This window comes from uncultured Granulicatella sp. (genome assembly GCF_963528195.1).
GTDB lineage: Bacteria > Bacillota > Bacilli > Lactobacillales > Aerococcaceae > Granulicatella.
On the sequence record NZ_CAURVN010000002.1, the window covers coordinates 26616 to 39414 of the forward strand.

The following is a 12799-nucleotide window of genomic DNA, read 5'->3' on the forward strand; positions in this document are numbered from 1 at the left end:
TTATAAAATTAATTACATTTTCAATCTGACTTTAATCGACACTCTTACTCGTTGTCGCTTTATGCATTTTATGATATGATATTCAAGAATTTTAACCAACGAGGTGAAACTGTGCCTAATCAACAACAAAATCCATTTCACATTGGACTCAGAACTTTTAAAACAGCAGTATCTGCATTTATCTGTATTGTCCTTTTTAAAGTACTACATCGTGGATCACCCATGTTAGCTGTCTTGTCAACAGTTTTTAGTCTGAGAACAGACCATAGACAAACTTGGAAATTTGGTATCGCTCGTTTCTTTGGAAATATGTCAGGCGGTGTACTGGCTATTGTGCTCTTGCAATTATATAAATATTTTTCTCTACCAGATTATTTCGACTTAATTCTGGTTCCTATTGGAATCATCCTACTAATTCTATTTTGCAATCGATTCAATAAAACAGCTGTGATTAATTCTTCAGCAACTTTCTTAGTGATCTTTTATACGATTGAAGCAGCCGTGAATGTAGAATATGCGATTCAACGAGTATTAGATACATTAATTGGAGCAGTCATTGCGATGATTGTCAATCGACTATTACCAAGCCCACATTTACAAGAAAAATAGAGCATTCCAAACGGAATGCTCTTTTTTGTCAACTAATTTTTCTATAAATTTTCTATTTCGGATAATAATTAATTCCAATCCAGAAAACTCCAAATACAAGCACTAAAATACCGTTACACAATAGATAACGAGCAAAATTGCGACGATTAATATTAGAATTATCAAAACTATAATATAACATCATCACAAAACCCACAATCGGAATTGCTACAAGAAGCCCATACCCAAAATATTCCCATGCACTTAATGGTCTATATTCAGGTGGTCCATCATAGTAATTTTTATGCATTTTTTCTCCTCCATATTGTATCTTCAAAGCTATTATATCTTCTATTAATGAAATTTCAAACAATTTTATAAACCTTTTAATTCACCTTCATCATCAAACCCTTAATGATGAACAAAAAAGGCACCCCATACGGAGTGCCGTCAATAAATAGTCGAACGGAGTCGCACCGTCATCTCCTCTCTATTACTAGAAAGGCGTCTTCCTTTTTGAACTACTGCCCTATTTATTAATTTAATTGTACTATATTTACAACCTATTAGTAAATCACATATTCACGTTTTCTTTGGAAATATAACTTCGCATCTGCTTTTGGTGTTATTTTTGCTGAGAAAACTTCTTCTTTCTTATTCAAATCAAATACTCGAAGTGCATCTTGTCCTTGATCAAGTCCGACATAAACTAATGTATCTTTGTTTAGCACTTCTTCTGAAGAATATGGATCACGTTGAATTGTTCCAATTTTTTCCAAAGATAAGCCCGCTGTAGCACGATAAACCGTTTCTAACTCTGCTTGACGCTCTTTCGTTGCAATATATTCCGGACGTTCAACCGCATGGTCTCTTCCTGATTTTCTACCACTTACTCTTGGATGAGCCGTTTCTACTGCATAAATTTGAGACCCTGAAATGTAGAAGTTCGCTGCATTTTTTAGTGAACTAATATCCAACTTGCGGAATGCATTGGTAAATAAATCATATTGATAATACTCATCTTCCTCTGGTTTTTCAGAAGATTTTGGTCCATCTTTTAAAGGAAGTACATTAAACACAATTGTTTCTGGATTATAAGAACGATTTCCAAATGCTGCATTCATGATTAAACCATCTTTTTCAAGTGTTAATTCTCCCACATCTTTCACAGTACCTTCTTCAAAAGATACAATAAACTTCACGAATTTTCTTTCACTCGATTTTCTTTCTACAAAAGGAATAATGACTCCTAATTCTTTTCCCTTACGTTGGAAGATTGGTTCTTCTCCCCAGCCAAATGATGAATCTAAATGAATTGGAATTTGTTTTTCAATGATTCGTTTATTTTCATTCGAGTACATCGCATAATTAAATGTAAAGTCTCCAGTATTACTAAAATATGAAGCCCAATGAATATCATAAAATAGTGAAGAATTGTCTAATTGTAATACATGTCTATGACTGACAAGTAATGAACGTTCTAAAAGAGGAATACGACTTAATATCGCTTGTTCTCTCGCTTGCCCATTCCAAGTTCCTAATGTTTGGAATAGTTTTTCCACTTTCCCATCAACAATGGATGATGTCGAAACACTATTACTGATTTTTCCTGCTCCTTCTTTTCCTACTTCAAAAACTGTCCCTTTTAAATATTGATTGCCTTCTGCTGAAGATTCTATGGTGTAAGGAGCATCCGACATTGACGTCCAAACCATATTCCCAATTCCTAAAACTAGAAATCCAACAATAATTACGAGTAATCCCCATGCAAATTTAATTGATTTCATACGCTCACCCCCATTAAACACTGACTTTACGTTCTAATAAATAATAATCAACTAACCAATGAATGCCCATAAATACGACTGCATACAAGATTGTCATAAAATATTGTTCCGTTTGAGTAAGAGATAAATGCAGCATCAATTGCATATAACTTGCTAAAATACCACAACAAATGACAAAGTAACCCACTAAAGATGCCACCATCAATGCCCAACCATACGCTTTCAATCCTTCTTCTAAAATTGCTAATTGGAAGAAGAAAACAATGACTACCATTAAAAATGCCATACACCATGCATAGGCAGTTCCATTTAACGGTAATAAATATTGTAACATTGAACCCGAATTCAAGAAGTCCGTGTATTGAACATGGTCTGCTAAAACTGGAAATCTCCAAATTAATAGCGCCTTATTCACTCCAAGAATGATAAATTGTGTTATTTGAAGTACTAAAATGTAAGACAAAATCGTTAAAAATTTTGCAAAATACACTTGCATTCGATTCCCTGGTAGTAAGAATAATCGATTAATAAAATTCCCTTTACTACGAAATTCTTTGACCCAAATATAAACCGAAGCAATAATAATAATGATAAAAGCTGCCATCAATGCTAAATTCATTCCAAATCTTGATTGCACTAAATCCGTCACACTTCTTGTATCTTCGACATTAAGATTTTTAGGATCTATTCTTAAAATACGCATCAGATGAACTAATACTTGAATAACAAAGAACACAATCATTAGAAATCCTAACATAAATTTACTTTTTCCCAACTCATACAACCATAAATTAAAAATCTTTTTCATGATTGATACACCTCCCTCATCACATCTACAATAGATTTACCTTCTTCTTCACGCACTTGTTCTGCGTAAAATTCTTTAATCACTTTTCCTTCATCTAATAAGATAGCTTTATCAACAATATATTCAATATCTTCAATTTCATGGGACGTTAAAATAACTCCAATTCCTTCTAATAAATCTGAAGTAAATAATTGTACAATTTGTTCCCTTGAAAAAATATCAATTCCAGAAAATGGTTCATCCATTAATACGAAATCAACATCTAGGGATAAGCCTAATAACAAGTTAACTTTTGCAACATTTCCTTTTGATAATTGTTGAATCACTTCATTCCCTTTGAATTTGAAGAAATGTAATAATTTTTTAGCTTTCTCATCATTCCAATTCGGATAAAAAGTTCTCATAAAAGCCATCGCTTCAAAAATCGTTTCGCCCTTATTCACAACAATTTGATCACAAATGTAAGCTAACTTCTTCGAACGATCTCCTTTGATCACTTGTCCATCAATACTTACTTCCCCTTTTTGGATTGGAATTAACCCCATAATCATATTCATAATCGTTGTTTTCCCAATCCCATTCACTCCGATTAATACGGTAATTTCTCCACGTTCTGCTGTAAAAGAAATTCCATTTAACACCGCTTTGTTGCCAAATCTCTTATGTAAATGTTTCACTTCTAACATGCTACTCTCCCTCTCTTCTCTTCATCGCTTGTTCCAACTGTTCCATGACTTCCTCATTCGAAACATGTAATGGATAAATCGAATCTGCAAAAATTTGTATTGCTTCTTGTAACATTTCTTGCTTTAATTGCCCAATTAATTGGGGATTATCTGTCACTCGACTCATGACATTATTTCCTGTCGAAATCAACCCCATCTCCTCCATTTCTCGAAATGCCCTTTGAACAGTATTTGGATTGACTTGCAGTTGACTAGCAAATTCTCTTCGACTGGGCAATTCTCTTCCTAATTCCCATTCGCCCGATACAATTTGCTTTTTAACATAGTCAATAATCTGTTCATATACCGGCAATCGTTTATCAAATTGGATCATAACATTTCATCCCCTCCTTGTACTATTGTGTTAATGCATTAATACACTTTGTTCCTTGACTGTATTATACGCTTGATACACTCATTTCGTCAATCATTTTTTGAAAATATTTTATAAAATCCGAAAAATTCTTTTGCTGGCTGTTTTTTGAGATAAATTCGTCGATTGGATAGCGATTTTTACAAACAAAAAAACTTTAGACAGGAAATTCCCATCTAAAGTTTCCACTAGGCATTAGCCACGTAGTTGACCGTTTTGCCCTAAGTTTTCATGTTTGATTTCTTGAATAATAATATGAATATGTTCTGTAGGAGCGCCCGTGTTTTTCGAAACAACTTCTGTTACTTCTTTGACAAGCGCTTCTTTTTGTTCACGTGTACGTCCTTCTAACATTTCAATATGAATAAATGGCATGGCTATCCCTCCTTATTGTAAGAATAGTATACGCCTATACTCGATATTTCTCAATGATCTGTTGCATGGTTTTATTATGAAACAGCACATATAAAATCACAGTATTCAACGGTAAACTGATGATATTTTTCAAAATTCGAAGTCCCATAAAGGCTGAAAAAGCTTTTTGCGTCATCATATAAACCCACAAAGAATTAAGTCCAAGATTAATGACTACCGTAACGATAAATACCGTCACAAAAATACGTGGAAGTGTTAATTCTTTACGATACAGGCAATAGCCGTAAATCAATCCACCTAAAACGGCTGATAAAGTGAAACCAGGGAAAAAGGTACTCGCTTCCCCTCTTAGGAAATTCCCTAAAATATCTACAAAAAATCCTACAACAGCTGCTCGATAAGGTCCTAAAATCACCCCAGCAAGTGCCGCTCCGATAAATCCGAATCCGATTTGTACGAGATTCCCCATTTTAATCGATGGAATCATCTCAATAATTAAACGCATTGCAATCATTAATGCGGTTACCGTTAATGTTCTTGTTAATTGTGTTTGTTTGTTCATATTAGCATCTCCTTTTAACTGTTATAAAGAGCTGCTCCATTTAATAAATGGCTGTCATTAAATGCAGCGAATGCGAATACACTACCGCAAAGAGTTCTCTTTTTCGTCCAATCGGCAACATCCCATCCGTTTGGCACTTAACGCAATGTATTCTACTCTGATTTGTAGTGGTTCATCTCTTCGATTGACGAAACCTTTTCCATGCACTCCTTTCTACCAGAAAATAGCATACCTGGTTTTTAAGTTGTCGTCAATGAAACTGTTATTCTTCGGGTTCTTTCTATCTTTGCCTAAAGGGAATTGATGAAAAACACGCTTTCAAGTATAATGAAAGTATCAAATAAGGGAGTGAAAAGTATGAGTAATGAACGTTATTTAGTGATTGAATCGAATATGCGAAGTTTATCCTTCCATTTAGAATCTATTACCAAATCAAAATATGACAGTGATTGGCACAGCACGATCCATTCTCATCCATTTATGGAATTATTTTATGTTTTAGATGGAAAGGGAGAATTTTTAATTGAAAATCGCCGTTTCCCTGTTAAAGCACAAGATTTTGTCATTATTAATCCACAAGTCGATCATACAGAAGTATCCTCTCCTGAAGCCCCATTAGAGTATATCGTTTTAGGAATCACAGGATTGTCTTTTTCTAATTTCTTTAACACTCAAACAAATGTGGAGCAGCCTTTTTCATTTTTCAATTTACGGGATGAACAAAAAGATATTTTAGTGTACTTAAATGCAATGGTAACAGAAGCAACGAATCACTCGATGAGCTATGAATTAGTTTGTCATAATTTATTAGAAATATTGCTCATTAAAATTCTTCGAAATAAATCGTTTGAAATTGATGTTAGCCCGATTAATAAAACGACAAAAGATATTAGTTTAATTAAACACTATTTAAAGACACATTATCGAGAACAAATCTCCTTACAGGATTTAGCTGATTTAACACACTTAAGCAGATTTTATATCTCACACAGTTTTAAAAAAGAAATGAATCAAACACCAATGGAATATTTGACAGATATTCGAATTGAAGAAAGTAAGGTTCTCCTCTCTACTACTAATTATTCAATGTCACAAATTGCAGCCATTGTAGGTTTTTCAACTCAAGCATATTTTTCAAAACAATTTAAACAAAAAATCGGTATGACACCTTTAGCATACCGTAAATCTCAACTAGAATAAGGTGAAACAATGATTCGACAACCCAGTGAAGACGAACGCACACAAATTATTCCACTCATCCTTACAATTATGGAAGATATGGAATTACCGATTTTAAAAGAAGTCTTTCCTAGCACTCTTCACACTATGCTAGAAAAAGCAATGCTACAAGAAGACTTTCGTTATAGTCTAACTAATACACTTATTTATATCGAAGACGAAACCGTTTCAGGAGCAATTTTTGGCTACCATGGACATCTCGAAGAAAGGATCGATGATCCATTTTATCAATTGTATGAAACGTACAATATTCCTTCTTCCATTCGTCTCTATGAAGATTCTGAAACACAAGCTGGAGAATGGTATATTGATATTCTCTCCGTGCATGAAAATCACCGAAGAAAAGGAATTGGGATGAAATTACTACAAGCTGTTGAAGCATTAGCCAAGAAACAAGGTGCTAATGTCATTGCTCTAAATTGCGAAGAAATTAATGATAAAGCATATCAGCTCTACCAAAAACTAGGCTATACTGCGACAAGCACAAAAATCTTAAGCGGACATTCTTATTATCATATGACAAAAAAACTTGAGTGATGTTGAGTCACTCAAGTTTTTTGTTTACATAATCAAATTCACCATGTAGTTATTCCATTTCATTTGAAGATTCTTCTTTTCGTTTCCCCATATATAGAGATAACAAAATTCCACTACCTAATACAATATAAATTGTATCATATTTTGTACCTGTTTCAGGTAATCTTCCATTTGAAATGTTCACTCCTGTTGTTGTAACTGTTACGATTGGTGTTTCTTCGTTTACCTCTTCAATCGGTGTTCCAGTTGAAGTATTTGCTAGTGGTGTCGAGTTCGTTTCATTTGGTTGAGGATCTCTTTCCACAGTTGGCTCTTTATAAACTGGTGGAACATTCCCATTCATTGGTGGTGTTTGACGTTCTGGAGTATTTCCTCCTGGTGTTTCAGAATTACCTCCTGTATTTGGAGTGTTTGGTTTATTTGTTTCTGGCTTCGGATCAGGTTTTAATTCTGGTTTAACCGGTTTATCTGATGGTGATGTAATGCTTCCTGATTCTGGTTTTGGTTGTTCTGAAGGTGTTGTTCCAGGCGTTCCTGGTTGTACAGGAGTTGGATTCACATTACAATTACATGTTCCATCTGAATTTGTAATAACAATTGTATAACTTCCATCAGAGTTTTCTTTTGTTTCAATTCTAGGTGATTTACCGTCTTGTCCATCTTTCACTACAATTTCTCGTTTTGTTCCATCTGGATTGGTAATGACAATTGTATGACTTCCATCTTCATTTTCTTTTGTTTCAATTGTAGGCGATTTACCGTCTTGTCCATTTTTCACTACAATCTCACGTTTTGTTCCATCTGCATTAGTAATAATGAATGTATGACTTCCATCAGAGTTTTCTCTTGTTTCAATTATCGCTGATTTACCATCAATACCATCACGGCCGTCACGTCCATCACGGCCATCTACTCCATTATAGATATCTTCCTCACTAATCAAAGTATCTCCAGCTGTATAGGTTAAGCTATTGTCATTATCATAGTAAACAGTGATATGAACTCCAATTGGCTTAGCTGTTGGTTGAGTAGTTGCACGGTCTTCATCCACACTTCTAGCTCTTCTTGCACTTCGAGGTTGTGCAGGATAAATAGGTTTCAATTCAACTCTTGGAGAACGTCCATCTTTTCCATTTTCTCCATTTTTAACCGTTGTTGTAATTGGTTCTTTACCATCTGGTTGAGTAATTGAGATTGTATGACTTCCATCTGGATTTGTTATCACACTAACTGCAGGCGTGAATCCATCTTTTCCATCACGACCTTGAAGTCCTTGTTCACCTTTGTCGCCTTTTACGCCCTTCATGTTTCCTACTGGTTTCCACTCTCCATCTTTCTTAACAAGTACATCGCCTGTTGTTGTATTAATGAATGTGTCTCCATCTTTACCTAGGCTTGCTTCTGGATTGACTTTACCGTTTAAGACATCTTTTCCGTCACGTCCGGCTACTCCGGCGTCACCTTTTTCACCTTTAGCTCCAGCTACGCCATCTTTAATCACAGATGTTCCTAAAACCGTATCTGTATCTTCATCAAACTGATTATTCGCATTCTTATCACTATAGAAGGTTAACGTAGTTTCTTTCTTAGTTTCATCGCGATCTACTTTGACTTTTGGAGTTTCTCCATCTTTACCATTTTTGATAATTGTTTCAACAGGTTGACCATTCGGTTGTGAAATTGTAATCGTATGAGTTCCGTCATTGTTTTCCTTCACTGTAACTGTCGGCGTTGGCGGCGTTAAGTCTACAACATCAATTGTAATGTCTTTTGTAATAGACTTACCTCCTGCACTTGTTACAGTTACTGGAATGTCAAATGCTCCAACTGCTGTCGGTGTTCCTGAAATAGTTTTACTTGCTTTATCATACGTTACACCCGCTGGAAGTTTTGTTTCATCAAACGTTAATGTTGCATCCGCTGGTACTGTAAACGTAATTGGTCGAAGACTTGTTTTTCCTAGTGCAATCATTTGACGATCATTTTTGATATCTAATGACACTGGGTCATCTACAACTGTTAAAGTAATAATCTCTTCTGCGCTACCTTTTCCTAAGTTTGGTGAGTCGATAGAAGCTTTTAGACGAATTCTGTATACTCCTGGTTTTGTTGGAGTTCCTGTAATTGTATGCGTCGAAGCATTATAATTTAACCCTGCTATTGATTCCAGATAAGAATCAATATCTCCTTCTGGTAAATCCACACTTAAGTAACGAGCTCCTAAGTTTGAATGTTCACTATGAGTAACAACCATATTTTTAATAGCTGTTCCTGCGCGGACAGTTTGCTCTTTTTCTGTAACATTAATACTTACTGGAAGTGGACGAACATTAATTTTTATATGCCCACCTGCAACTGGAGACTCTGCCATTTCTGGGAAAGTAGCTTTATATGAAATTAAATATTCTCCCACTTTAGACGGTTTTCCAGAGATCGTTCTACTTGCAGCATCATAAGTAACTCCTGGTGGTAATTGACTTGTATCCACCTCTAATCTTGCTTTATTATCAGAAGGATTTAACACTACTTCGTCAATTGCACTTAGAACATTTTTTTCTTGTTCCTTATTCTTAACGTCAACACTTAAATCACGTGGTGTTACATTAATCGTTAATGTTGCACTTGCTGTTGAATTCCCACTAATTGTTGGACTAGTCGCTGTAAATGTAGCTGTATAAGTTCCGACTTTTGTAGGAGTGCCCGAAACAGTTTTTGTCGCAGCATCAAAGTTTACACCTGGAGGTAATGAACCTGAAGTTATCGATAGCACTGCTCCATCAGCTTGTAGATTAATCGGAGGAAGTTCATCTAAAGCTTTTACTGTTTTTGTATTATCAGGAATAGAAAAATTTAGTGGCACACTGTTTACTGTGATATTGATATATGCATATGTCGATTGATTTGTACCATCTGCAGTAGTTCTATTAACATAGCCATACACTTGGAAAGTCCCTACTTGAGTCGGGGTACCTGTAACTGTTTTCCTATCTGCAGACCAGCTTAATCCTCTTGGTAAATCACCTCCAACTGAACTTACGGTTGCATTGGAAGGGATATTAAGAGTAATCTCTGGGATTGTTTCTCCTGCCGTAAAAGTATAATTAACCGTCGGAACACTAAAGTTACCTGGTGTAACTGTTAGTTCAACAAGCTTAGTAATAGAAGCTCCATTTTTAGTAACTGTTACCGGAATAATGTGATGCCCTTCGTATTGTCCAACACCTGACAAAATCTTATGTTCAGCATCGTAAGAAACACCTGCTGGCAATGTTCCTACTGTAATTTTAGCTCCTTCTGTAGCTGTCACAGCCATATCTTTGAATCTAGTTCCTTCTGATACCGTTTGTTTATCATTAGAAATCTCTAAAGACAAGTCCATGACAGGAGACGACGTTACCTCATAAGTAAACTTCGTCTTAATTTGACGGCTTTGACCTTCATTATTCGTATAAGTAGCCGTAACATACGCCGTCTGAATTCCATCTGTTTTCTTCAACGCATATCCTGTTACACCAGTATGATCTTCATTTGAAGTTAAGTGAATGTAATCTCCACCAGATTCAACAGATAAGCTCGTAATTTTACTACCATTTGTCATTGAAACAGGAATATTTGGAATTGCTTGGCCTTCAGTCCATGTTTGATGACCAATAGTATTTAATCCGTCTATTACTTCGAAAGTAAATTCTCGTATTGGAGCGTCTTCTCCGTAATGCCCATCCTTAGCTTTCGCTTTAATCTTATGAACACCAATATCTAAAATTTTTCCGTTTTCTTTTGTAATCGTGTATTTAGTAGGGTCATCTGTTCTTCTTGTAATTGTAATACCCTCTGGAGCTGTTATATCAATTAACTCTGCATTTTCTTTATTTAATAATAATTCTCCCAACTTTTGAGCTTCAGAAGTTTTGTCTACTGCAACAGGTATTGGATTTTTTACTTGATATCGTTTATCTGCATCAAATAACACATCTGCGTGAGTTAAGTAATAATTTAATCTACGATAAGAATCATCAGATCCATAAGCAACAGCCCGTTCTTCAGTTTTCACAGGAACTGTAAAAATTTTTTCAGTACCAAAACTATCGGTCGTTTTAAACTTAATTGTAAAGTTTGATTGCTGTTTAGGAAGTTTTGTAAAACGTACTCTATATGGAAGATTGAAATCATAATAAAAACTATTATTCCAGTGATTGCCAGGTTCGATTTTAGAAAGGTCAACTAATTCATATTCTACATCTGCATTAGTATCTAATCGCTCAAATTTATCAATTCTAGCCTTATCGATAGAAACGGAAGTATCCGTAAATTGTAATCCAAACTCTGTATAATAATGAAAAGTATCTTTTTTAACATCTCTAATTGTTCTTACTATACGTTTCGTTGAATCAAGATAGTTTCTCCCTTTAGAATACGAACTGTATAGACTATTCGGGTCATAGCGTTCGAGATTCTCACTGTCAAAACCTACAATGTACCCAAAAGTTGTTGTAGGGATAGTCAACTCATTGTCTGAACCATCTGCTGCACTAGGATTTAAATATTGATTACCTCCTGTTGCTGTATTAATTACAAAAGTACCAGGATTCCTAATTGTTAGAGATACACTTTTTTTATATTGACCGTCTTTAGAAACTAAACCAATATCATAAGTCCCTGCCTTAACAGTCTTGTCTAAAGTTATTTTTCCTGAAATCCTTTGATTAGTAGAATCATAAGTTAATCCTAAATCCTTAGCTCCTTGAGTTAATTCAACTCCTTTTTTAGGATCTATACGGCTAGTTCCAGTTTTATAGCTTAATGTAATTTCACGTCCGTCTTTAGTGACAGTGGTATAATTACTTTCATTTTCTACAGTAATATAGGGAGTATTTTCTTCTCTTGAATCTCTTTCCATATCCAACATAAACCGAACATCCCCAGAATGTCCATTGGCTTTCAATTCAGAGTACAGACGTTCTACAACAGCAGTTAATCGTTCGAGCGCTAACTGTAATTCAGCTTTCGTGAGTTTTTCTTTCGCTAATAATATTTGAGCTGCAGTTTCTTCTTGTTTTGCTAATTGATAAGTCGCTTGCAAACTTGCTTTCGATAATTTGTTTGGATCAACTTTTTTTAATAATTTTTCTGCTTCTGTACCAACAGCTTTGATTTCAATCATTGTATTCGAATAACGAACCTTTAACTCTTCCAGTTCTTTATCCTCAACTTCTTTTTTCTCTGTTTTTTCAGTTTCTTCTTTTGTTTCTTTTTCTATTTTTGGTTCTTTTGCAGGTTCTTCTGTCTTTTCATTCGTACTTATCGCTGGCTTTTCTTGTTCTGTTTTTGTAATTTCTTTTAACGTTGTAACATCCAACTCAGTTTTTTCATGAACTTCTGGAGTTACCGTTGAAGGTTTACTAGCAGTAGTTTCAACATTCACTGTTGATTTTACTTCATAATTAGTTGGCTGTTCCACATTTTTTGGTGAAACTACTACTTCTTTCGGTTGAAGGGCTACTTGTGCAGTTGTGTCCCCAACTTGTTGCTTAGGTGTTTCTACTACATTTGCTACGGTTGCTTCTGTTACTTCATTCGCTCTTACAGGTGTTTGCATTGGCCCTATAAAGAACTGCCCCACCACAACGGAAGCAACACCCACACTAAATTTTCGAATCGCAAATTTTTGTCTTTTTTCTGGTCTCATACTTATCTCCTTTTCTACTCAATCCCTTTTTAAATACATATTACATTTTTTCGCTAATTGTTCCTATTTTCACATTAAAAAACATTTTTTTCAAGAGTGTCTAAATTATTATTCCATTA

11 protein-coding genes and 1 riboswitch are annotated in these 12799 nt (G+C 34.9%); of the genes, 3 read left to right on the forward strand and 8 right to left on the reverse strand.

Annotated elements, in window-relative coordinates; translation table 11 throughout:
* The first annotated feature begins 111 nt into the window (after positions 1-111).
* Positions 112-609, forward strand: coding sequence for an aromatic acid exporter family protein (locus RWR88_RS01065; RefSeq protein WP_314450144.1), 498 nt, complete (start codon positions 112-114; stop codon positions 607-609).
* Positions 610-661: 52 nt separating this feature from the next.
* On the opposite strand, the gene RWR88_RS01070 is transcribed toward RWR88_RS01065, so the two are convergent.
* The 7 genes from RWR88_RS01070 to RWR88_RS01100 all read right to left on the reverse strand — a co-directional run bounded on the left by RWR88_RS01070 (position 662) and on the right by RWR88_RS01100 (position 5218).
* Positions 662-898 carry a hypothetical protein gene (locus RWR88_RS01070; protein ID WP_314450145.1) on the reverse strand — a complete coding sequence of 79 codons (237 nt, stop codon included), beginning with the start codon at positions 896-898 and terminating at the stop codon, positions 662-664.
* Positions 899-1154: 256 nt separating this feature from the next.
* Positions 1155-2375 carry a hypothetical protein gene (locus RWR88_RS01075; RefSeq protein ID WP_314450146.1) on the reverse strand — a complete coding sequence of 407 codons (1221 nt, stop codon included), beginning with the start codon at positions 2373-2375 and terminating at the stop codon, positions 1155-1157.
* 13 nt (positions 2376-2388) lie between these two features.
* On the reverse strand, positions 2389-3183 hold the full coding sequence (locus tag RWR88_RS01080) for an ABC transporter permease (RefSeq protein ID WP_314450148.1): 795 nt from the start codon (positions 3181-3183) through the stop codon (positions 2389-2391).
* On the reverse strand, positions 3180-3869 hold the full coding sequence (locus tag RWR88_RS01085) for an ABC transporter ATP-binding protein (protein ID WP_314450149.1): 690 nt from the start codon (positions 3867-3869) through the stop codon (positions 3180-3182). The genes RWR88_RS01080 and RWR88_RS01085 overlap by 4 nt, the downstream gene beginning before the upstream one ends.
* Before the next feature lies 1 nt (position 3870).
* Positions 3871-4242 carry a GntR family transcriptional regulator gene (locus RWR88_RS01090; RefSeq protein WP_314349897.1) on the reverse strand — a complete coding sequence of 124 codons (372 nt, stop codon included), beginning with the start codon at positions 4240-4242 and terminating at the stop codon, positions 3871-3873.
* Positions 4243-4476: 234 nt separating this feature from the next.
* The gene (locus RWR88_RS01095) at positions 4477-4656 is read right to left on the reverse strand and encodes a 2-hydroxymuconate tautomerase (RefSeq protein WP_227931913.1); all 180 of its coding nucleotides are present in this window, start codon (positions 4654-4656) and stop codon (positions 4477-4479) included.
* Positions 4657-4690: 34 nt separating this feature from the next.
* Complete coding sequence (locus RWR88_RS01100; protein ID WP_314349893.1) at positions 4691-5218, reverse strand: folate family ECF transporter S component; 528 nt, start codon at positions 5216-5218, stop codon at positions 4691-4693.
* Between the two features lie 62 nt (positions 5219-5280).
* Positions 5281-5380: riboswitch (THF riboswitch) on the reverse strand.
* Between the two features lie 195 nt (positions 5381-5575).
* Here RWR88_RS01100 and RWR88_RS01105 point away from each other — a divergent pair.
* Positions 5576-6418, forward strand: coding sequence for an AraC family transcriptional regulator (locus RWR88_RS01105; RefSeq protein WP_314349891.1), 843 nt, complete (start codon positions 5576-5578; stop codon positions 6416-6418).
* 9 nt (positions 6419-6427) lie between these two features.
* On the forward strand, positions 6428-6994 hold the full coding sequence (locus RWR88_RS01110; protein WP_314450152.1) for a GNAT family N-acetyltransferase: 567 nt from the start codon (positions 6428-6430) through the stop codon (positions 6992-6994).
* A 49-nt stretch (positions 6995-7043) separates the two neighbouring features.
* On the opposite strand, the gene RWR88_RS01115 is transcribed toward RWR88_RS01110, so the two are convergent.
* A complete protein-coding gene (locus RWR88_RS01115) occupies positions 7044-12680 on the reverse strand; it encodes a putative Ig domain-containing protein (protein ID WP_314450154.1) in 5637 nt (1878 codons plus the stop codon).
* Positions 12681-12799 lie beyond the last annotated feature (119 nt).

Bases quoted from the DNA above. Each gene is read 5' to 3' on its own strand.
- RWR88_RS01110 (WP_314450152.1), top strand. From the start codon at position 6,428: ATGATTCGACAACCCAGTGAAGACGAACGCACACAAATTATTCCACTC.
- RWR88_RS01100 (WP_314349893.1), bottom strand. From the start codon at position 5,218: ATGAACAAACAAACACAATTAACAAGAACATTAACGGTAACCGCATTA.
- RWR88_RS01070 (WP_314450145.1), bottom strand. From the start codon at position 898: ATGCATAAAAATTACTATGATGGACCACCTGAATATAGACCATTAAGT.
- RWR88_RS01115 (WP_314450154.1), bottom strand. From the start codon at position 12,680: ATGAGACCAGAAAAAAGACAAAAATTTGCGATTCGAAAATTTAGTGTG.
- RWR88_RS01105 (WP_314349891.1), top strand. From the start codon at position 5,576: ATGAGTAATGAACGTTATTTAGTGATTGAATCGAATATGCGAAGTTTA.
- RWR88_RS01080 (WP_314450148.1), bottom strand. From the start codon at position 3,183: ATGAAAAAGATTTTTAATTTATGGTTGTATGAGTTGGGAAAAAGTAAA.
- RWR88_RS01090 (WP_314349897.1), bottom strand. From the start codon at position 4,242: ATGATCCAATTTGATAAACGATTGCCGGTATATGAACAGATTATTGAC.
- RWR88_RS01095 (WP_227931913.1), bottom strand. From the start codon at position 4,656: ATGCCATTTATTCATATTGAAATGTTAGAAGGACGTACACGTGAACAA.
- RWR88_RS01085 (WP_314450149.1), bottom strand. From the start codon at position 3,869: ATGTTAGAAGTGAAACATTTACATAAGAGATTTGGCAACAAAGCGGTG.
- RWR88_RS01075 (WP_314450146.1), bottom strand. From the start codon at position 2,375: ATGAAATCAATTAAATTTGCATGGGGATTACTCGTAATTATTGTTGGA.